Source organism: Roseovarius confluentis (genome assembly GCF_002917925.1).
Taxonomy (GTDB): Bacteria; Pseudomonadota; Alphaproteobacteria; order Rhodobacterales; family Rhodobacteraceae; genus Roseovarius; species Roseovarius confluentis.
In genome coordinates, this window is sequence record NZ_PPFE01000002.1 from 35357 (window position 1) to 56269 (window position 20913).

Annotated in this window: 18 protein-coding genes; 8 read left to right on the forward strand and 10 right to left on the reverse strand. The window is 64.4% G+C overall.

Annotated features, from left to right (window positions below; genetic code table 11):
• Positions 1-61: 61 nt before the first annotated feature.
• The 4 genes from C2I35_RS05020 (at position 62) to C2I35_RS05035 (ending at position 4993) form a co-directional block, all read left to right on the forward strand.
• Complete coding sequence (locus tag C2I35_RS05020) at positions 62-1396, forward strand: acyltransferase family protein (protein ID WP_103761961.1); 1335 nt, start codon at positions 62-64, stop codon at positions 1394-1396.
• A gap of 251 nt (positions 1397-1647) precedes the next feature.
• Positions 1648-2649 (forward strand): DctP family TRAP transporter solute-binding subunit, encoded by a 1002-nt coding sequence (locus C2I35_RS05025; RefSeq protein WP_103761962.1) that lies wholly within the window; start codon positions 1648-1650, stop codon positions 2647-2649.
• A gap of 132 nt (positions 2650-2781) precedes the next feature.
• Entirely contained in the window at positions 2782-3507 is a 726-nt protein-coding gene (locus C2I35_RS05030; RefSeq protein ID WP_103761963.1) for a TRAP transporter small permease, read from the forward strand.
• Positions 3508-3511: 4 nt separating this feature from the next.
• On the forward strand, positions 3512-4993 hold the full coding sequence (locus tag C2I35_RS05035; protein WP_103761964.1) for a TRAP transporter large permease: 1482 nt from the start codon (positions 3512-3514) through the stop codon (positions 4991-4993).
• 72 nt (positions 4994-5065) lie between these two features.
• Here C2I35_RS05035 and C2I35_RS05040 read toward each other — a convergent pair whose 3' ends face one another.
• The 7 genes from C2I35_RS05040 to bcoG all read right to left on the reverse strand — a co-directional run bounded on the left by C2I35_RS05040 (position 5066) and on the right by bcoG (position 12849).
• A complete protein-coding gene (locus tag C2I35_RS05040; protein WP_103761965.1) occupies positions 5066-5851 on the reverse strand; it encodes a carnitinyl-CoA dehydratase in 786 nt (261 codons plus the stop codon).
• A complete protein-coding gene (locus C2I35_RS05045; protein ID WP_103761966.1) occupies positions 5841-7886 on the reverse strand; it encodes an acetate--CoA ligase family protein in 2046 nt (681 codons plus the stop codon). The genes C2I35_RS05040 and C2I35_RS05045 overlap by 11 nt, the downstream gene beginning before the upstream one ends.
• Positions 7887-7935: 49 nt before the next feature.
• A complete protein-coding gene (locus C2I35_RS05050; protein ID WP_103761967.1) occupies positions 7936-9096 on the reverse strand; it encodes an acyl-CoA dehydrogenase family protein in 1161 nt (386 codons plus the stop codon).
• Between the two features lie 4 nt (positions 9097-9100).
• Positions 9101-10510 (reverse strand): carnitine 3-dehydrogenase, encoded by a 1410-nt coding sequence (locus C2I35_RS05055; RefSeq protein WP_103762466.1) that lies wholly within the window; start codon positions 10508-10510, stop codon positions 9101-9103.
• Positions 10511-10524: 14 nt separating this feature from the next.
• Positions 10525-11064: a lipocalin family protein gene (locus C2I35_RS05060; protein ID WP_170067125.1), complete on the reverse strand. Its 540-nt coding sequence runs from the start codon at positions 11062-11064 to the stop codon at positions 10525-10527.
• 32 nt (positions 11065-11096) lie between these two features.
• A complete protein-coding gene (locus tag C2I35_RS05065) occupies positions 11097-11861 on the reverse strand; it encodes an SDR family oxidoreductase (RefSeq protein WP_103761969.1) in 765 nt (254 codons plus the stop codon).
• 76 nt (positions 11862-11937) lie between these two features.
• Complete coding sequence (gene bcoG, locus C2I35_RS05070) at positions 11938-12849, reverse strand: 3-dehydrocarnitine:acetyl-CoA trimethylamine transferase BcoG (RefSeq protein WP_103761970.1); 912 nt, start codon at positions 12847-12849, stop codon at positions 11938-11940.
• Between the two features lie 73 nt (positions 12850-12922).
• On the opposite strand from bcoG, the gene C2I35_RS05075 reads away from it, so the two are divergent.
• From C2I35_RS05075 to C2I35_RS05090, 4 genes are all read left to right on the forward strand, one after another.
• Entirely contained in the window at positions 12923-13867 is a 945-nt protein-coding gene (locus tag C2I35_RS05075; protein ID WP_103761971.1) for a GlxA family transcriptional regulator, read from the forward strand.
• A gap of 31 nt (positions 13868-13898) precedes the next feature.
• Positions 13899-15152 carry an NAD(P)/FAD-dependent oxidoreductase gene (locus C2I35_RS05080; protein WP_103761972.1) on the forward strand — a complete coding sequence of 418 codons (1254 nt, stop codon included), beginning with the start codon at positions 13899-13901 and terminating at the stop codon, positions 15150-15152.
• A gap of 162 nt (positions 15153-15314) precedes the next feature.
• Positions 15315-15773: a (2Fe-2S)-binding protein gene (locus C2I35_RS05085; RefSeq protein WP_103761973.1), complete on the forward strand. Its 459-nt coding sequence runs from the start codon at positions 15315-15317 to the stop codon at positions 15771-15773.
• Between the two features lies 1 nt (position 15774).
• Entirely contained in the window at positions 15775-17973 is a 2199-nt protein-coding gene (locus C2I35_RS05090) for a xanthine dehydrogenase family protein molybdopterin-binding subunit (RefSeq protein ID WP_245890404.1), read from the forward strand.
• A 243-nt stretch (positions 17974-18216) separates the two neighbouring features.
• On the opposite strand, the gene urtE is transcribed toward C2I35_RS05090, so the two are convergent.
• Genes urtE through urtC form a run of 3 tightly spaced genes read right to left on the reverse strand, consistent with a single transcriptional unit; the run spans position 18217 to position 20913 of the window.
• The gene (urtE, locus tag C2I35_RS05095; protein WP_103762468.1) at positions 18217-18912 is read right to left on the reverse strand and encodes an urea ABC transporter ATP-binding subunit UrtE; all 696 of its coding nucleotides are present in this window, start codon (positions 18910-18912) and stop codon (positions 18217-18219) included.
• 1 nt (position 18913) lies between these two features.
• A complete protein-coding gene (gene urtD, locus C2I35_RS05100; protein WP_103761974.1) occupies positions 18914-19654 on the reverse strand; it encodes an urea ABC transporter ATP-binding protein UrtD in 741 nt (246 codons plus the stop codon).
• A complete protein-coding gene (urtC, locus tag C2I35_RS05105) occupies positions 19651-20913 on the reverse strand; it encodes an urea ABC transporter permease subunit UrtC (protein ID WP_103761975.1) in 1263 nt (420 codons plus the stop codon). Before urtC ends, urtD begins: the two co-directional genes overlap by 4 nt.

The window sequence follows — 20913 nt, forward strand, 5'->3', positions numbered from 1 at the left end:
ATCCTGACCGAGGTCATGCGGCCCAAATCGCGGACGCGCAGTGCCGGAGCGGAAAACCAGGATGAACACCACCACCGAAGACCGAATACCCAAGGGCCTGATGGCCGCGGCCCGTTGGGCCGCCGAGCGCACACCCGAGAGCCGCAACCGCGCTGTCGACCTATACCGCGCCATCGCCATCAGCTTCGTGATCCTCGGCCATTGGCTGCTGGTCGCCGCGGTGATGCGTGACGGCGAGGCGACGCTGGTGATCCTGCTGGCCGAACAGCGCTGGACCCATTACGCCACCTGGCTTTTCCAGGTCATGCCGGTCTTTTTCTTCGTCGGCGGATTTTCCAACAGCCTGTCCTGGGACTCTGCCCGGAAAGACCCGGAAAAGAAACGCGCCTGGGCCGCCACACGCCTGTCGCGCCTTCTGAAACCCACCGTTCCCGTGGTTCTGGCCTGGGCCGCGGGCGGGGTCGTCGCACGCGCCACGGGCGTCTCGCCCGAGCTGATCGGCTTTGCGTCACAGGCCGCATTGGTGCCGGTCTGGTTTCTGGCCGTCTACATCGTCATCACCATGGCCGTGCCGGTCACCGTCGCGCTCTGGGATCGCATCGGGGTCCTGTCGGTCCTCCTGCTGGCCCTCGGCGCCATCGCGGTGGATGCCATTGCCTTCGGGCTGGACCAAGGCTGGCTGCGCTGGGCCAATTACGGCTTCGTCTGGCTTGCGGTGCACCAGCTTGGCTACTGGTGGCGCCGCGCCGCGCGGCCCAAGACCTGGGCGCTGGGTTTCATCGGCTTGGGCGTCGCCGGCCTCTACGTTCTGATCGTGCAGTTCGGATACCCCGTCGCCATGGTCAGCGTGCCGGGCGCCGAGATGTCCAACACCCGCCCGCCCACCACGGCGATGCTGGCCGTCGGCGCGGTGCAGATCGGCGCGATCCTGCTGTTTACGGATATCGCACAGGCCTGGTTGCAACGCACGCGTCCCTGGGCAATGGTGATCCTTTTCAACCAGATGATCATGTCTATCTACCTGTGGCACATGACGGCGCTGATCATTGTCGTCGGCCTTGCCGTATTGCTGGGCGGCGTTGGCCTGCACGAGCCGCCGGGCAGCGGCGCGTGGTGGGCCATGCGGCCTGTCTGGCTGACCTTGTTCACGGTCGTGCTTGTCCCGCTCGTGCTGATCTTCGTTCGGTTCGAGGCCGGAAGTCGGACACCGTCCTCGGGGCGTCCCGGTCCGCTTGTTGCAATGCTCGGAGCAGTGATGACATGCGCCGGACTGATCGTCATGGCAATGGTCGGTCTTGGGGCCGACAATGCCAGTGGCGTCAATTGGCTGGCCGTGGGGCTGGTCGCGGTCGGCGTTCTGGTTGCGACGCGGCGCTGGCCGGGCCAGGCGGCCTGAACGCCGTCGGTCGGGGGCTGTGCGGAAATCCGCACAACGCCGTAAAAACGCGTGCGGGAATCCGCACAGCCGTTTCGAGCGCGCTTCAGCTCACGGCGATTCGAATCCCGCAAGATATTGATCCTTATCAATATATTTTGATTCGCGTCATCCTGCCTCGAATCGGCTTGTTGCATCCTTCCCAATCGCCATTCTGGCTGCGCAATACCGTGACGGTATCAAAGCCAGTCTCGAACTAGGGAGGAGAGACCATGAAATTCCTGTCTGCCGCAACTGCGGCACTCGCACTTACTGTATCCGCAGGTGCCGTAAACGCCGCCTGTGACGATGGCGAAGTCGTCGTCAAGTTCAGCCACGTCACCAACACCGACCGGCACCCCAAGGGGATCGCCGCCTCGCTGCTGCAAGAGCGCGTCAACGAGGAAATGGACGGCAAGATGTGCATGGAGGTGTTCCCCAACTCCACGCTCTACAACGATGACCAGGTGCTCGAGGCGATGCTGCAGGGCGACGTCCAGCTGGCCGCGCCGTCGCTGTCGAAATTCGAGAACTTCACCAAGGTGTTCCGCATTTTCGACCTGCCCTTCATGTTCAAGAACATCGACGCCGTCGACAGCTTCCAGGCGTCCGACGCCGGCCAGGACATGCTCGATTCCATGCAGCGCCGTGGCCTGCAGGGCCTGGGCTTCTGGCACAATGGCATGAAACAGTTCTCGGCCAACGTCCCGCTGGTGGAGCCAGGCGACGCCCAAGGCCTGAAGTTCCGTGTTCAGACCTCCGACGTGCTCGTGGCCCAGATGGAAGCCCTTGGCGCCTCGCCGCAGCCCATGGCCTTCTCCGAGGTCTACGGCGCGCTGCAGACCGGCGTTGTCGACGGCCAGGAAAACACCTGGTCCAACATCTACGGCCAGAAGTTCTTCGAGGTGCAGGACGGCATCACCGAGACCAACCACGGCATCATCGACTACCTTCTGGTGGCGCCGGTTGACTGGCTGGATTCGCTGGACCCCGACGTGCGTGAGCAGTTCATGACCATCGTCAGCGAAGTCACCCAGACGCGGAACGCCGAAAGCTACAACGTGAACCAGGAAAACCGCCAGGCGATCATCGACGCCGGTGGCGAGGTGCGCGAGCTCGACGCCGACCAGCGTCAGGCATGGGTGGACGCGATGCGCCCGGTCTGGGACCAGTTCGTCGAAGACGTGGGCCAGGACAACATCGACGCGGCCCAGTCCCACAACAGCGGAAGCTGACGTAGGGCAGGGCGGGCGCGCCTGCGGCTTCCTTCAGGTCGCATCGCGCCCGCTGCGCCGGACCCCGGCGGCACCACCCGTGCCGCCGGAACCTGCACCGGCCTTACCCCACAATATCCGGAGGGAAACGCCATGAGCGTGAGCGGATACACACCATCGGGCCCGGTCGGACGCTTCGTCCACCGCGCCGAGGAAATCTTCATCGCCCTGATCCTTGGCGCGATGACCCTGATCACCTTCGCCAACGTCGTTCTGCGCTACGGCTTCTCCGAAAGCCTGCTCTGGGGGCAGGAGGTGGTCGAAATCCTGTTCGCCTGGTTGGTCCTCTTCGGCATTTCCTACGGCTTCAAGGTCACCGCCCACCTGGGCGTGGATGCCGTCATCAACATGCTTGGCGGTGGTCTCAAGCGCGTGCTGGCGCTGATGGCCTGCGTCGTCTGCGTGGCCTATGCCTTCCTGCTGCTCAAGGGCGCCTACGATTTCTGGGCGCCTTTCTCGAACCTCGATTCGACCTCGGGCCGCTGGTTCCCAACGGGTTTCGAAGAGGCCCGCGCCCAAGGCTACGCCGTGGTGCGCCCCGTGCCGATCCCCTTCGGCAAGGAGTTCCTCGAGAATACCTTCAACTGGTACATGGACGGCGACACGCGCGTGGTCGAGGAATACGACTACCTGCCGCGCGTCATTCCCTACCTGATCCTGCCCATCGGTGCGGCGCTGCTGCTGTTCCGCGTGTGTCAGGCCACCCTTGGCGTCATCCGCGGCACCCGCCAGCGCATCATCACCAGCCACGAGGCCGAGGACGCGGTGGAAACCGCCGCCGACAAGCTCGCCCGTGGCGAAAACGCGAAAAAGGTCTGAGATCATGGAAGTCGCCTTTCTCTTCGTCATGATCATCGGCCTTCTGCTGATCGGCGTGCCGATCGCGGTCTCGCTCGGGTTCTCCTCGATCGTGTTCCAGCTGATGTTTTCGAACACCTCCATCGGCGCCGTGGCCAAGTCGCTCTATGACGCGATGGCCGAACATTACACGCTCCTGGCTATCCCGTTCTTCATCCTCGCCTCCAGCTTCATGTCCACGGGCGGCGTGGCGAAACGGATCATCCGCTTTTCCATCGCCTGCGTCGGGCACCTCAAGGGCGGTCTGGCCATCGCCGGTGTTCTCGCCTGCATGATCTTCGCCGCGCTCTCGGGCTCGTCGCCCGCCACCGTGGTCGCCATCGGCACAATCGTCATCGCCGCCATGCGTCAGGTAGGCTATACCAAGGACTTCGCCGCCGGCGTGATCTGTAACGCCGGTACGCTCGGCATCCTCATTCCGCCGTCGATCGTAATGGTCGTCTACGCCTCGGCCACCGACGTGTCGGTTGGGCGGATGTTCCTCGCGGGCGTCATCCCCGGCCTGCTGGCCGGGACGATGCTGATGATCACGATCTACATCATGGCGCGCATCCGCAACATGCCCGCGGGCGAATGGAAAGGCTGGGGCGAAATCTTCGACAGCTTCCGAGACGCCTTCTGGGGCCTCTTGCTGATCGGGATCATCATGGGCGGCATCTATGGCCATCCCTGGATCAACCTCAGCGGCGAGGGCAGCCTGATCTACTGGCAACCCGGCGCCTTCACCCCGACCGAGGCCGCCGCCGTGGCCGCCGTCTACGCCTTCTTCGTGGCCTGCTTCATCTACCGTGACATGGGTCCCCTCGCCGCACCTTCGGAAGAGGAAACCTATACCGGCGCCATGGGCGAGCGCAGCGTCAACGCCGCCGTGGCGCCGCGCCCGGCGACCCTGCTGCAAAAGCCCTGGGCGCTGGTGACGGCCTTCTGGCATCGCGACACGGTCAACACCGTCTTCGAAGGCGCGAAACTGACGATCACCCTGATGTTCATCATCGCCAACGCGCTGCTCCTGAAGCACGTGCTGACGGACGAACAGATCCCCCAGGCCATCGCCGAAAGCATGCTGGCCGCTGGCCTCGGCCCGGTGATGTTCCTGGTGATGGTCAACGTGATCCTGCTGATCGGCGGCCAGTTCATGGAGCCATCGGGCCTTCTGGTCATCGTCGCTCCGCTCGTATTCCCCATCGCCATCGAGCTTGGCATCGACCCCATTCACCTCGGCATCATCATGGTGGTGAACATGGAAATCGGGATGATCACGCCCCCCGTCGGCCTGAACCTCTTCGTCACCTCGGGCGTCGCGGGCATGCCGATGATGAACGTGGTGCGCGCGGCCCTGCCGTTCCTCGCCGTGCTCTTCGTCTTCCTGATCATGGTGACGTATATCCCGTGGATATCGACCTACCTGCCCACGACCTTCATGGGGCCGGAGATCATCACCAACTGATGCCACTGGCGCGCGGTCCGATCACCCGCGCGCCAGAAAATCCTCCGAATTTTCAGCCGCCTTCGACCGCCCTCAGCGCCCCTTCCAGACCGGGTCGCGCTTTTCGGCAAAGGCCTTGGCGCCTTCCAGTTGATCCTCGGAATCATACAGCACATCGACGCTTTCGAATTGCCGCCGCGTGATCCGGTTCATCGCGTCCTGGAACGTCATCGCCTCGGCCTCGCGCACGATCTCCTTGATCGCCGCGTAAACCAGCGGCGGGCCGCTCGCCAGCAAATCCGCCATGTCCCGCGCGTTCGCCATAAGCTGGTCGCCCGGATGGATCTGGTTGATCAGCCCCCACCGCGCGGCCTCTTCGGCATCGATCCAGCGCCCGGTCAGCAGCATTTCCATCGCGATGTGATACGGGATACGCTTGGGCAGCTTCACACTGGCCGCATCGGCCACCGTGCCCGACCGGATCTCGGGCAGGGCGAACTGCGCATGGTCGGCGGCCAAAATAATGTCCGCGCTCAGCGCCCATTCCAGCCCGCCGCCGCAGCAGATGCCGTTGACGGCGGCGATGATCGGCTTGTTCATCGCCCGCATTTCCTGCAAGCCCCCGAAGCCGCCGACGCCGTAATCGTCGTCCACCGCATCACCATCCGCGGCTGACTTCAAATCCCAACCGGGGCAAAAGAACTTGTCGCCCGCCCCGGTAATCAGCGCCACGCGCAACTCCGGATCGTCGCGGAAGTCCTTGAATACGTCGCCCATGATCCGGCTTGTCGTCAGGTCGATCGCATTGGCCTTGGGCCTGTCCAATGTCACTTCCAGAACATGGCCGCGTCTTTCGGTCTTTACCGGATTATCCGTCATCTCGTTCTCCTAGCCGTATCAATGCGTCCGCGACCACCGCGCGGGTGTTCGTACAGATCAGCGGGTTGACCTCGACTTCCTCCACTATGCAGCGATGGGCCGTAACATAGTCCTGCAGCGCCATCGTCGCGCGAATGATCGAAGCCTTGTCCACGCCCGGTTGCCCGCGATACCCGTCCAGCACTGGCGCGATTTTCAACCGTGCCAGAGCCTCGGCGACCTCTTCCTCCGAGATCGGCAACAACATCGAAACCGTGTCCCGCAGGATCTCGGTCAGCGTGCCACCGGCCCCCAGTGTCATCACGAAGCCATGCGCTGGGTCCCGTACCACACCCAGCAGCAGTTCCGCCACGCCACCCGTTATCATCTCTTCGACGAGGTAGCCCTTGCAGGCCATCCCGCCCGCCGCCGCGTCGACGTCCGAGGCGCTCTTCAGGCCCAGGGCGACAAGCCCGGCCTCGGTCTTGTGCGCCGCGCCGGTGCCTTTTAGCACAACGGGAAATCCCACCTTCTCGGCTGCGGCCGCTGCCTCGTCGACTGACCGGGCAGACACCAGGCGCGGCACGTCCAGCCCGGCCTCGACCAGGTGTCGCTTGGCCTCGGCCTCCTCCATAACCACGGATGACTCGATTGGCGCGACGGCCAAGGCCGGCGCGGGCGGCGGTCCGCACTGTCCGGCAAAAGCGGCCGCTTCCAGCGCGGTCAGGAAATCATCGAGGCCCTGCATCGGGATCATACCCCCGGCCACGGCGCGCGCCGCCATGTCTTCGGGCAGCAACTCCGGCAGGGTCGAGACCAGAACCAGGGGCTTGCCGGTCTCTGCCACCGCCGCTGAACCGGCGGCGAACACGCAATCCCACGCCGCCGGATCGCAGCGGTCCTTGCGCGGAAAGTCGATGATCACGCAGGTCAGGTCGGCCTCGCCGCCTTGCATCGTGGCGAAGACCTGTGCCATGCGCTCGTCATCGTTCCAGATAAAGGTGTGATAATCCAATGGGTTGGCTAGCGCTACCATGGGTCCCAGCACCTCGCGCAAACGGGTGATTTGCGCGGCTGTCAGATCGGGGAACTGCACGCCCCTGTCCTCGGCGCTGTCGGCCATCAGGCTGGCCTCGCCGCCGGAACAAGACACCGACGCAAGCGACGTGCCCCGCAAGGGACCGGCGAAATGCAGGAGTTTCGCGGTCTCCAACAGGGCAGGCAGGCTATCGACCTGTGCCATCCCCAGGCGTTTCAACAATGCCCTTGCCCCGGCATTGCTGCCGGCCAGTGAGGCGGTGTGCGAGACAGCCGCAGCTTGGGCCCGCGCCGATTTTCCGGCCTTCAACACCACGATCGGTTTGCCCAGCGCGCGTGCCGCAAGCGCCAGTGCCTCAAACGCGGCGACGTCGCCCACGCCTTCGACATGAAGCGCCAGAACGGTCACCCTCGGGTCGTCAAGCAGCGCCATGCCAAGTTCGGCCAATCCGGTCTGCGCCTGGTTCCCGGCAGTGGTCACATAGGCCAGGGGCAGGCCGCGCGACTGCATCGAGATGTTGATGGCCATGTTGGAACTTTGGGTCAGCACCGCCACCCCGCTTTCGACACGCGCGCCGCCATGCTGGTCGGGCCACAGCAGCGCCCCATCGAGATAGTTGATGAAGCCATAGCAATTGGGCCCCAGGATCGGCATATCCCCCGCGGCATCCAGCAAGGCCAGCTGAAGATCGGCGCCGTCGCCGGTTTCGGCCTGTGCCTCGCGAAAGCCGCTGGCAAAGCACACGGCACCGCCCGCACCCATCGCGCGCAGGCGGCCCACTGTCTCGACCGTCGCGTGGCGGTTCACGCCGATGAAAACCGCGTCGGGCGGTTCGGGCAGATCCTCCAGCCGCGCCCAGGCGGTTTGGCCCGCGATCTCGGTCCTGGTCGGATGGACCGGCCAGACTGGCCCGGCAAAGCCCATCTTGAGGCATTGTTGCACAACGCTCGTGCACCACGCGCCGCCGCCGATGACGGCGATCGACTTGGGCTGGAAGAGGCGGCTCAGGTCGCGCATGGGGCGGATCCTTGCACCAAGGAGTATCCTCGCCGAAGGCATTCGTCTCTTATGCTCCCAGCGGCCGCAGAAGCTCGCGGCTGATGATGTGCCGCTGGATTTCCGATGTGCCGTCCCAGATCCGCTCGACCCTTGCGTCGCGCCAGAACCGCTCGATGGGAAAGTCGTCCATCAGGCCCATGCCGCCAAAGATCTGCAAGGTGGCGTCGGTCACGCGGGCCAGCATTTCGCTGGCATATAGCTTGGCCGAGGCGATCTCGCGGTTCGCCGGCAAGCCTTGATCCAGCCGCCAGGCGGCGGCGAGGGTCAGCCAGTCAGCGGCGTCGATCTCGGTGACCATGTCGGCGATCTGAAAGCTCACGCCCTGGAACTTGCCGATCTGCTGGCCGAACTGTTTGCGCTCGGCGGCGTAACTCAAGGCGTAGTCAAAGGCCCGCCGGGCCCGCCCGACACTCATCGTCGCCACGGTGATGCGCGTGGCGTATAGCCATTCGTTCATCACCGCGAACCCGCCATCGACCTCGCCCAGCACCTGCGCGTCGGGCAGGCGGCAATCATCGAATTCCAGCACCATGTTCTTGTAACCGCGGTGGCTGACCGACTTGTAGCCGTCGCGGATGGTGAATCCCGGCGTGCCGCGATCGACAAGGAAGGCGGTGATGCGTTTCTTGGGGCCTTTGGGCGTGTCGTCCTCGCCCGTGGCGATGAAGACGATGATGAAATCGGCATGATCCGCACCCGAGATGAAATGCTTGGTGCCGTTCACCACCCAGTCGCCGCCGTCACGCTTGGCGAAACACTTCATCCCCCGCACGTCCGACCCGGCATCGGGCTCGGTCATCGCCAGCGCATCCATCCGCTCGCCCCGCACGGCGGGCAGCAGGTACCGCTCGCGCTGCTCGCCCTCGCAGGCCATCAGGATGTTCTGCGGCCGGCCGAAGAAATGCGTCAGCGCCATCGACCCGCGCCCCAGTTCCCGTTCGACCAGCGCGAAATCCACGTGGCCGAGGCCCGCGCCGCCCACCTCGTCGGGGAAGTTGCAGGCGTAAAACCCGAGATCCATGCACTTGCGCTTGATCTCCTGCGCCACTTCGGGCGGCACCTCGCCGGTCCGTTCGACCAGTTCCTCGTGGGGATAGACCTCCTTCTCGACGAAACTGCGCACCGTCGAGACGATCATCTCCTGCTCGTCCGTCAATCCGAAATGCATGGTCTCACTCCTCCGCGTGCAGGGCGGCCAGCGCCGCCACCTTGTCCGCCACGTCCTCGGGCGGCGCGCAGGTGCGCCGGGTCTCCAGGCTCACATGCAGCATCAGCTGGTCGCAGGTCGCCATTACCTCGCCGTCGCTCTTGCGCTTCATCTCGTGAAAACAGCGCAGCTTCTTGCCGCCGCCTTCGGTCACCCGGCTCTCGACGATGATCTCTTCCCCGGCCTGCGTCTCGGCCAAATACTTGATGGTCGTCTCCACGGTGAAATAACTCAGCTGCCGCTCGGACACATAGGCTTCGTCCGCGCCCACAAACGCCATCACGCCCTCGGCCGCATCGCTGAACACCTGCCCGTAGCGGCCCTCGTTCATGTGGCCGTTCATGTCGGTCCAGTCGACCGGCACCATCCGGTCCTGCGTGATCATCGGCTGGGCGTTCTGCGGCGGATGCATCAGCGTGCGTTGATGCTGACCGACCAGCTTGCCCGACGACGTCCCCTGCTGCTTCAGCGCCCGCATCATGGCGATCAGGTTGCGGTCTCGCTTGCGCTCAAGCTCCCGGATCGACAGGTGCCCAGACTGCGCGTCCGACTGGTCCGCGATCAGGTCCACCAACTCGGGCGTGAACTCCGGCACATCCATCAGCTTGGTCCAGGGCCAGCTCAGCGCCGGACCGAACTGCGCCATGAAATGCCGCATCCCGGCTTCGCCGCCCGCCACGCGGTACGTCTCGAAAAGGCCCATCTGTCCCCAGCGCAGACCAAAGCCATAGCGGATGGCGTTGTCGATCTCCTCTGTGGTGGCGATGCCATCCTTCACCAACCAGAGGGCCTCACGCCAGACCGCTTCCAGGAAACGGTCCGCGATATGCGCATCGATCTCCTTGCGCACGTGCAGCGGATACAAGCCAACCTCTGTCAGCGTCGCCTTGGCCGCCTCGACCATCGCGGGCGCCGTGGCCTCGGATGGCACCACCTCGATCAGGGGCAGCAGGTAGACCGGGTTGAACGGGTGCGTGACCATGATCGTCGACGGATCGGCGGCACCTTGCTGCAACTCCGAAGGCTTGAACCCGCTGGTAGACGAGCCGATGGGCACGCCCGGCGCGGCGACCTGGATCTCGGCAAAGACCTTGTGCTTCAGGTCCAGCCGCTCGCTCACGCTTTCCTGTATCCAGTCCGCGCCGTCGACCGCTTCGGCGATTGAGCCGTGAAAACTCAGCTTGCCCTCGGCGGGCAGGGCGCAATCATAAAGCATCGGCAACGCGCCGCGCGCATTGGTCAGCACCTCGCCCACCTTGCGCTCGGCTTGCGGGTCGGGGTCGAAAACCCGCACATCCCAGCCGTTCAGCAGGAACCGCGCGGCCCAGCCGCCGCCGATCACGCCGCCACCAATGATTGCCGCCCGTTTCGCCATCGTCGTTCCCTTCGTCATCGCACCTTGATCCGCGAGGTGTCATAGCCGTTGAAATTCAGGATCTCCGCCGCCGCCCGCAGCCGGTCCGCTCCGCCGTCGGGGCGACGGTCGAGGATCCAGCCATAGCTGCCATCGGGCGTCCCGATTGCCGCCGTACGGAAATCGTCATCCACCCACACGACCCACATCTGCCGCGGCGCTTCGCCCTCGCGGTTCAGTTGCCAGCGGTTCTGGCCCAGCGGCCGGGCCATCCATATCTCGGTGTCCGTCTCGCAGTCGCCGGATAGCAGGCAGGCCTCGGTGCGAAACTCCACCGCTTGCTGGCCGCGTAGATCGGGCAGGAAGGTCACCATCGCCAGCCCGCCGTCGCCGGGGAAATATCCTCGCACGAACCACGGACCGCCCATGTCCTGCATCCCGTTGCCGCGCGTCGTCACCGACAGCGGTTGACCCGTGTCGCGGAATGATCTGTCCGGGGCCAAGGGCCCGCTGGCGCAGCCCGCCAGCGCCAGGGCCGCCGCGAGGTATGTGATCCGGTTCGTCCAGTTTCGCATGGTTTGCCTCATGTCGTGATGCTTCGCGCGCATCATGGCACCAGTGTCTCGGTGTGGCCATCCACCGCCATAACCTGCCCCGAAATCTTCGACGCCCCCGGCGATGCGAGAAACAGCACCATGTCGGCAAGGTCATCGGCGCTGACCCAGGAGCGCAGGCTGACGCCCTTGACGTATTGCGCGCGGACCTCGTCCTCGGCCTTGCCGCTGGCGGCGGCCTCCATGGCCACGACGCGATTCATCCGTTCGCCTTCCACCGCGCCGGGCGCGATGGCGTTCACCCGGACGCCTGCCGGGCCAAGCTCCATCGCCAGTGTCTTGGTCAGGCCCACCAAGGCCCACTTGGCCGAGGAATAGGGCGAGCGATAGGGATAGCCCCATTGCCCCGCCGTCGACGTGGTCAGCACGATCAGTCCAGATTTTTGAGTCCGCATCACTCGCGCGGCCCAGCGGCAGGTCAGGAACGACCCGTGCAGGTTGACCGCGATACATTGCTGCCAGGCGGCATAATCCAGATCCTCGATCAGTCCCGCCTGTCCGCCCGTCCCGGCATTGGCGCAGACCACGTCGGCCCCGCCCCATTCACCTTCGACCTGGCTCAGGAAAGCGTCCATCTCGGCCTCATCGGTGACATCGGCCTGTTGCGCGATCAGCGACGGGTTGGCCTCGGCCATCGCGGCCACCGCCATCGGGTCGGTGTCACAGATCGCCACGCGGTCGCCCATTTCCAGGAACCGTTCGGCCAGCCGCTTGCCGATCCCGGACGCGCCGGCGGTGATGACCACGCGGCGGCTCATGGCCGGGTCGTCCGACAGGCGTAAATGGCACCGACGCGATGCCACCCAAATACCGACGCGATACCGACAGCCATTTTCAGACCGGCGCCCGCTTGGTCAGCCCCAGCTTCTTGCGCACATCCTCGGGCCCGATCACACGGGCGCCCAGCCGTTCTATGATCTCCTTCGCGCGGGCGACAAGCTGTTCATTGGTGGCCAGCACACCCTTGTCCAGCATCAGGTTGTCCTCCAGCCCGACGCGCACATTGCCCCCCGCCAGCACAGAGGCGGCGACGTAAGGCATCTGGTTGCGCCCGAGGCCGAACGCACTGAAGTGCCAGTCGTCGGGGATGTTGTTGACCATCGCCATGAAGGTGTTCAGATCATCCGGCGCGCCCCACGGCACGCCCATGCACAGCTGCACCAGCGCGGGGCTTTCCAGCACTCCGTCGCTAACCAGTTGTTTTGCATACCACAAATGCCCGGTGTCGAAGGCTTCGATCTCGGGCTTTACTCCTAGCTCGGTCATCATCCGGCCCATCGCCGTCAGCATGCCGGGCGTGTTGGTCATGACGTAATCGGCCTCGGCAAAGTTCATCGTGCCGCAATCCAGGGTGCAGATTTCCGGCCGGCACTCCGCCACATGCGCCACCCGCTCGGTTGCGCCGATCATGTCTGTATCGGCCTGGTTCAGGGGCAGCGGGTTCTCCACGTCGCCAAACACCATGTCCCCGCCCATCCCGGCGGTCAGGTTCAGCACCACGTCGACGTCCGCATCCCGGATCCGCTCGGTCACTTCGCGGAACATCTTCACGTCCCGCGACGGCACCCCGGTCTCGGGGTCGCGCACATGACAATGCACCACCGCCGCCCCCGCCTTGGCCGCAGCAATGGCGCTGTCCGCGATCTGCTCGGGGCTTCGTGGCACGTGCGGGCTCTTGTCTTGTGTCCCGCCCGATCCGGTCACGGCACAAGTGATAAAAACCTCTCGGTTCATGGCAAGCGGCATGGTGGTCTCCCTTTGTTGGCCAGATCATATCGCGCTGGCGATATCGCCAAGTTTGCGCTAATTGACAAAAATCATGCTGGAATGGACAAAATCAGCGCTTCATACCACGCGGATCGGGTTTCTGCTGTTCGACAGGTTCTCGAACCTGTGCCTGGCCAATTGCATCGAGCCTTTGCGCGCCGCCAACACGGTCGGACCAAGGCCGATCTTCGACTGGACAGTGCTCAGCCTTGATGGCGGTCCGTCTCGGTCCTCCAGCGACATCGAAATGATCGCCCGCGCCTCGGTGACCGCGATGCCGAAGGTCGACTACCTGTTCGTAGTGGCAAGCTACGGCCACGAAGTGCATGACAGCCCGCGCACCCGCAGGCGATTGCGCGATGCCGTTCACCACGCCGATGTCGTTGTGGGACTGGACGCAGGACCGTGGCTGCTTGCGTCCGCCGGGTTGTTGGACGGGCGCCGGGCAACGGTGCACTGGGACCTACTGGACGCCTTCACCGAGCGGTTCCTGACCGTCGATGCCGAGCAGGCCCGGGTGCTGCGGGATGGAAACGTGATCACATGCGCCGGCGCCATGTCGGCGCTCGACCTGACACTGGAGTTGATCGCGCAGCATGCCGGCATGGCCGTCCGGCTGGACGTCGAGGCGCTGTTTTTGCATGGCGAGCCGCCGGTGGGCCGCGGCAGGACCAGGCAGGTCGCTGACCCACTGGTGCGCCGTGGCTTGCAGGTGATGCGCGACGCCGTCGAAAAGCCGCTGACCCTGCAACAGCTTGCGACGCGTTTGTCGTGTCAGCCCCGGACGCTTGACCGCCGGTTTCGCGCGCGGTTGGGGGCGTCTCCGGGCAAGGTCTATCGACATCTGCGCCTGGCCGCCGCGCGTAAGCTGATCGAGGACAGCACCTTGGGAATTGCCGAGATCGCCATTCGCTGCGGGTACGATTCGCCGTCCTCCATGACCCGTGCGATCCGACGGCAGTACGGCAGCACGCCACGCCAGTTGCGGTGCCATTGACAGCAATGAAGGCGCCGCTAAAGCTGCACCTATGACAGGCAAGACGTGTAATGTTGCAGTGATCGGCGCGGGCATCGTGGGGGTGTCCACCGCGCTTTGGCTGGCGCGCGAAGGTCATACGGTCACCCTGATCGACAAGGCCGGTCCTGGCGAGGCGACAAGTTTCGGAAACGCGGGCCTTCTGGCGTCCGCGGGCACACTGCCTGTGCCTAGTCCCGGCCTCTTGCGCAAGGCCCCGCGCATGGCACTGGATCCTCGTGAACCGCTTTACATCCGGTGGCGCCATTTGCCCGCGCTTGCGCCCTGGCTGATGAAATACCTGCGCCACGCGACGGCCGATGCAGCCAAGACCCGGGCGAACGCGATGCTGCCGTTGATAGGCGACAGCCTGGCAGACCACCAGGCCCTTGCGGCGGGAACCGAAGCCGAAAAATACGTCGTGCCCTGCGACTATCTCTATGGCTATACGACCCGAAAGGCGTTCGATGCGGATCGGTTCACGTGGGACATCCGCACGGCGCAGGGGTTCGACTTTTCGGTGATGGATCGCGAGGCCTTGCGCGCTTACGACCCGATCTACGGGGAGGCGATCGGATGTGCCGCCCGTATCGCGAACCATGGGCGCATTTCGGATCCGGGGGCTTATGTCAAAGCGCTTGCAAGAGCCGCCGAACGCCTTGGAGTTCGGCTGATCCGTGATGAGGTCAAAGCGATCGAACGCACCAATGGGCAAGTCACGGGGCTGCGCCTGACGGGCGAAACGCTCGCGGTGGATACGGCCGTTGTCACGACCGGCGCATGGTCGAAACCCCTGGCCGAGTCGTTAGGCATAGCGGTTCCCCTGCATCCCGAGAGCGGTTTTCATGTCGAGCTTTGGGAGCCGTCGCAGATGCCGCGGTCTCCCCTGATGTTCTCGGCGGGCAAGTTCGTGATCACGCCGATGGAAGGCCGCATCCGGCTGGCCGGAATGGTCGGGTATGGCGGGTTCGACGCGCCGCCGCCCGAGGCGCCCTACCGCATGTTCATGCGTCATCTGAAAGCGGCGCTGCCGGGTCTGACATGGCGCGAAACCACGCGGTGGATGGGCCATCGTCCGGCAGTCTCGGACTCGCTGCCGTTGATCGGGGCGGTGCCGGCTGTTGCCGGTGCCTATACCGGCTTCGGTCACGATCACGTGGGGTTGACCGGCGGACCCAAAACGGGCCGATTGCTGGCGCAGATGATCTCTGGCGGGCGTCCGAATATCGACGTTACCCCCTTTGCGCCGGACCGTTTCACGCGCTGATCCGCCGGTGCCTTGTGCGAATTTGAACGCATGCCTGTGCGGGTGACGTGGCCGGTATCGACTTTTGCGGATCCGCTCTAACTCGTAAGTTGTGATCACCAAGGCGCGGTCCTCGCGCCCGTTTGACGTTCCAGCGACTGCCAACAGGGATAGGAGCCAGACATGACGACATTCACACTCAACGGAAAAAAAACGGAAATCGACGCAAGCCCGGATATGCCATTGCTTTGGGCGCTGCGCGATGAACTAAAAATGACCGGCACCAAGTACGGATGCGGTGTCGCCTCATGCGGGGCATGCACGGTGCATATCGACGGCGTGCCGTCGCGATCCTGCCAGACGTACCTCGGCGACCTTGAGGGCGCGACGATCACCACGATCGAAGGCGTCGAAAACGACGCTGCGAAGGCGATTCAGGAGGCCTGGGTCGAGCTTCAGGTCCCGCAATGCGGCTATTGCCAATCGGGGCAGATCATGTCGGCCTCGGCGCTGCTGGCGGAAACGCCCAAACCCACTGACGAAGACATCGACACGGCAATGGATGGCAACCTGTGCCGCTGCGCGTCCTACGCCCGTATCCGCAAGGCCATTCACCGGGCCGCAGAAATCATGGAGGCGTAAGATGAGACTGATCGACAAACGCGACCTGATGCCCGCCACACGCGCGCTCACGACGACGCGGCGCGGATTTCTGACCCTGTCCGCCGGTGCCGCCGGTGGTCTGTTGCTCGGCGCTGCCGTGCCTGTGCGTGGTCTGGCACAGTCCGCTGCCGAGGGCGACGTGCTGGTGACGCCGTTCGTCCACGTGATGCCGGACAACACCGTTCTTGTACTCAGCAAGCACCTGGATATGGGGCAGGGCACGGCATCGGGTCTTGCCACGCTGGTGGCCGAGGAATTGGATGCCTCGATGGATCAGATCACCACGGATTTCGCACCGTCGAACCCCGAAGTTTATGCGAACAGCGCGTTCGGCGTGCAGGGTACCGGCGGGTCTACAGCAATGCCCAATTCGTGGGAGCAGTACCGCAAAGCCGGCGCGACCGTCCGGGCGATGCTGGTCAATGCGGCTGCAAGCGAGTGGGGCGTCGATGCCTCCGAGATCGGCGTTTCCGAGGGCAAACTTTCGGCTGGCGAAAACAGTGTCACATTCGGCGAGATGGCGAGCCTTGCGGCCGGCCAGCAACCGCCCGAGGATGTTGTGCTGAAGGCACCCGAGGATTGGGTCTATCTCGGCAAGTCCTTCGCCCGCGTGGAGGTGCCGCAAAAGACGCGAGGCAGCGTCGGCATGTTCGGGATCGATCAGCAGCCCGAGGGTGGGCTGGTTGCCGTAACGGCACGCCCGCCGCGGTTCGGCGCGACCTTGGCCTCGATAGACGCGGCCGACGCGAAAGCGATGGACGGCGTGCATGATGTGCTGGAAATCCCGCAAGGCGTCGTCGTGGTGGCCGACACCACGTGGAAGGCGATGCAGGCGCGGGACGCGCTGGCGCTGGAATGGACCGAAGGCTCGGGTGAGGCTCGGGGGACGGACGCCCTGATGGAAGAGTTCCGTGCGCTTTTGGACCAGCCCGGAAACCCGGCAGAGCCAAAGGGCGACGCCGCTGCAAAGCTGGAGCAGGCAGAGACGATCATCGAAGCGGACTACGTGTTTCCTTATCTGGCTCACGCGCCGATGGAACCGCTGGACATGACCGTGCATTTCGACGGCAGTTCCGCGCAGTTCTGGGGCGGTTCGCAGTTGCAGACCGTGGATCACGGCACCGCGGCTTCGGTCCTCGGGCTTGAGATGGGGCAGGTGCAGGTGCATACCAAGTGGGGCGGCGGATCTTTCGGTCGTCGCGCGACGGGCGACGCGCACCTGGTCGCCGAGGCCGCGACCATCGGCAAGGCCTGGCTGGAGGCTGGTCACGACGCACGGCCGATCAAGCTGATCTACACGCGCGAGGATGACATCAAGGGCGGCTACTATCGCCCCCTCACGATGCACCGCGTGCGGGCTGGGCTTGACGCCGACGGCAATATCTCTGGCTGGGAGCACCGCATCGTCAGCCAGAGCATCGCCAAGGGTACGCCGTTCGAGCAATACATGGTCAAGGAAGGGGTCGACGACACCACGATCGAGGGCATTCACCCCACGCCCTATGCCATTCCTGACCTTACGGTCGACGTGCACCACCCGGATGTCGGCGTGCCGGTCCTGTGGTGGCGCTCGGTCGGGCACACGCACACGGCCTATGTCATGGAGACCATGATGGACGAGTTGGCAGAGGCCGCCGGGCGCGATCCGGTGGAGTTCCGCCTGACCTATCTGGGCGAGGATGCGCGGTTGGCCGGAGCGTTGCGGTTGGCGGTAGAAAAGGCCGGAGAATCCGGGCCGGAAGGCACCCATCGCGGGATTGCCGTGCACAAGAGCTTTGGCAGCTACGTTGCCGAAGTGGCCGATGTGCGACTGCGTGAAGACGGCACGATCAAGGTCGAGAAAGTCACCTGCGGCGTGGATTGCGGTGTGCCGATCAACCCCGACAACATCGTGGCACAGGTCGAGGGCGCCCTTGGCTATGGCCTGTCATCGATCCTGCGGGAGCAGATCACCATGACCGATGGAGAGGTGGACCAGTTCAACTTCCCGGACTACACGCCGCTGCGGATTTCGGACATGCCCGAGGTTGAAGTGCATATCGTGCCCTCGACCGAAGCGCCCACCGGCATCGGTGAGCCGGGCACGCCGCCCATCGGCCCTGCCGTGGCGAATGCCGTCTACAAGGCGACCGGCGAGCGGGTGCGCAGCCTGCCGATGTCGCAGCACGGCCTGGCCTGAGGCCGGTCAAGCAAGGCATGAAAAAAGGGGCGGCGACGCCCCTTTTTTGTTTCAGGCTTTCAAACACCCGATCATAGCGCGCGTGCGCAGGTCATTCGATGTTATCGGGGTGATATGCTGCAATCCGTGGATCCGGATCAGAGTTCATTTCAGCCACACCAAAAGCCAAGGCATTTCACCTCAAAGCAAACGGCGTCTTCTTTTGACTTGCCACATACAATCCACCGCGATTTTCGAGCCTCGTCAAATCGCCGTGCTTTTCGCAAGTTCTTCGCTCGTCACGGTTTCCTTGTCCGCGCTCAGTTTCACAGCACCGCGTTCGATCACGTAGAACCGGTCGCCCAGGTCGAAGGCAAAGCTGAAATACTGCTCGACAAGGATGATCGCGATGTCGCCCTGGCTGCGCAGGAGGCGGATGGCTTCGCCGATCTGCTGGATCACGTTGGGCTGGATGCCCTCGGTTGGTTCATCCAGCAGCAGTACCTTGGGCTTCGTGATCAGCGCGCGGGCAATAGCAAGCTGTTGCTGCTGACCGCCCGAGAGGTCGCCGCCGCGCCTTGGCATGAATTCCTTGAGGATGGGAAAGAGGTCGAAGATATCGTCGCGCAGGTGGCGTTCGCTGCGCGGCAGGCAGGCAAAACCTGTCTCAAGATTTTCCTCGACCGTCAGGAAAGGGAAGATGTCCCGCCCTTGGGGGACGTAGCCAACACCGCGCCGCGCCATGTCATACGCGCCCAGTTTGCCGATGCTTTCCCCCGCCAGCGTGTAGGCTCCGCCGGAGCGGGGATGGGTGCCCGACAGCGCCTTCAGCAGAGAGGTCTTGCCGACGCCGTTGGTGCCCATGATGCAGGTGACCTCGCCTTGCCGCGCGCCCATATCGATGCCGTTCAGGATCTGGCTGCCGCCGTAGTGAAGGGTCAGGCCCTCGACGCTCAGGATATCATCGGCCAAGATACACCTCGATCACGTTTTCGTTCTTGGTCACATGGTCGATGGAGCCTTCGGCCAGCACCGCGCCCTCGTGCAGGACCGTGACCTTGCAACCAAGGCGGCGGACGAATTCCATGTCATGTTCGACGACGACTACGGCACGGGTTTTGGCGGCTTCGCGCAGAAGGTCGGTTGTCTTTTCCCGCTCAACGGTGGTCATGCCCGCCGCCGGTTCGTCCACCAGCAGAAGCTGCGGGTCCTGCGCCAGCAGCATGCCGATTTCCAGCCACTGCTTCTGACCGTGCGACAGCTCGCCAGATTTGCGCCCGAGCGCCTGCGCCAGACCGATGGTTTCGGCCAGCTCGGCGACGCGGTCGCGATCCTCGGCGCTCGGCTTGAAGAATAGAACGGCGAAGGGTGAGCGCGGTTTGCGCAGCGCCATCATCAGGTTGGCCTCAACCGTCTGATCCTCGAACACGGTCGGGCGCTGGAACTTGCGACCCACGCCCGCCATGGCGATGCTGCTTTCGGATTTCCCCAGTAATGAAACCGGCGGCTCGCCCCAGAGGACACGGCCCTCGTCGGGCTTGGTCTTGCCGGTGACCACGTCCATGAAGGTGGTCTTGCCCGCGCCGTTGGGGCCGATGACTGCGCGCAGTTCCTTGTTGCCAATCGAGAAGGACAGGTTGTTCAAAGCCTTGAAGCCGTCGAAGCTGACCGAGACGCCGGAGACCTCCAGAAGCTGGCTCATTTGTCGGCCTCCTGTTCGCGCAGGGCGCCCTGGTCTGGGCCGAGGTCGGCGCCGTGGCGGTCAGGAGTCAGGCGATCCGCCAGCAGGTCGAAGAGCCCGCCGATACCCTTGGGCGCAAAGAGCGTGACCGCGACGAATGACACGCCCAGCAGAACGGTCCACCAATCGACCCACTGGATGCGCCAGCTGCCCAGCACGATGTCGGGGGCCTGTCCGCCGGTAAACCACGTCGACAAAAGCGAAACGAAGGCCGCCCCGATGACCGCGCCGTATAACCGCCCGCGCCCGCCGATGGCGACCCATACGGCAAGGTAGATCGAGGCTATGGGCGCCAGTTCCGCCGGATTGATGATGCCGGCCTGCGGATAATAAAGCGCGCCGGCGATGCCCGCGATGACCGCCGACAGAGTGAAGACGAAAAGCTTGTACGCCTCGACCGGATAGCCGAGGAAGCGCACGCGCGCCTCGTCATCGCGGATGCCGCGCAGCACCGAGCCGAACTTGCCCGAGACGACCCAGGTGGCCAGCCAGTAGCCCAGCCCGAGCGCGAGCGCCGAGGCCCAGAGGAACCACACGGAGACGACGGATTGCGGGACATTGCCGAGGCCGGGCAGGTTTTGCAGGCCCGAGAGGCCATTGTTGCCACGCAACCCGCTGTCGTTCTGAAAGAGGTAGAGGGCGAGCGCGAGAGTCATCGCCTGGGTCAGGATCGACAAGTACACGCCCGTCACGCGGCTGCGGAAGGCGAACCAGCCAAAGACCAGCGCCAAGAGGCCCGGTATCAGCACCACGGCGGTCAGTTGCAGCGGCAGCGAGTGGGCGACCGCCCAGATCGGCGGGAATTCGGACGCGCCGACAACGCCGAAGATCTGGCTGGCGATGCCGTCGGATATCTGTTCGGGCGTGGGCGGCAGAACCTCGGCGGACATGCTTTCGACCACGATCAGACGGGTGCGCTCGTACATCAGCCACATGCCGATGGCGTAGCCGCCCAGTCCGAAAAAGGCCATGTGCCCCAGCGACAGGATCCCGCAATAGCCCCAGACGAGGTCCATCGCCAGCGCCACGAGGCAGAGGCATAGCGTCTTGCCCAGCGTCTTGACGAAGCTGGTGGAAATGATGCCTATGCCGAAGCCTTCGGACAGGATGGTGACGCCCACCGTGAAGAGCGCGAGGCAGGCCATGAAGATCAGGATCGCCGGAAAGCGCAGGACCAGAGGCTGGCGCGGTGCGGGGCGGGCGAGGGTGCTGTCGGTCAT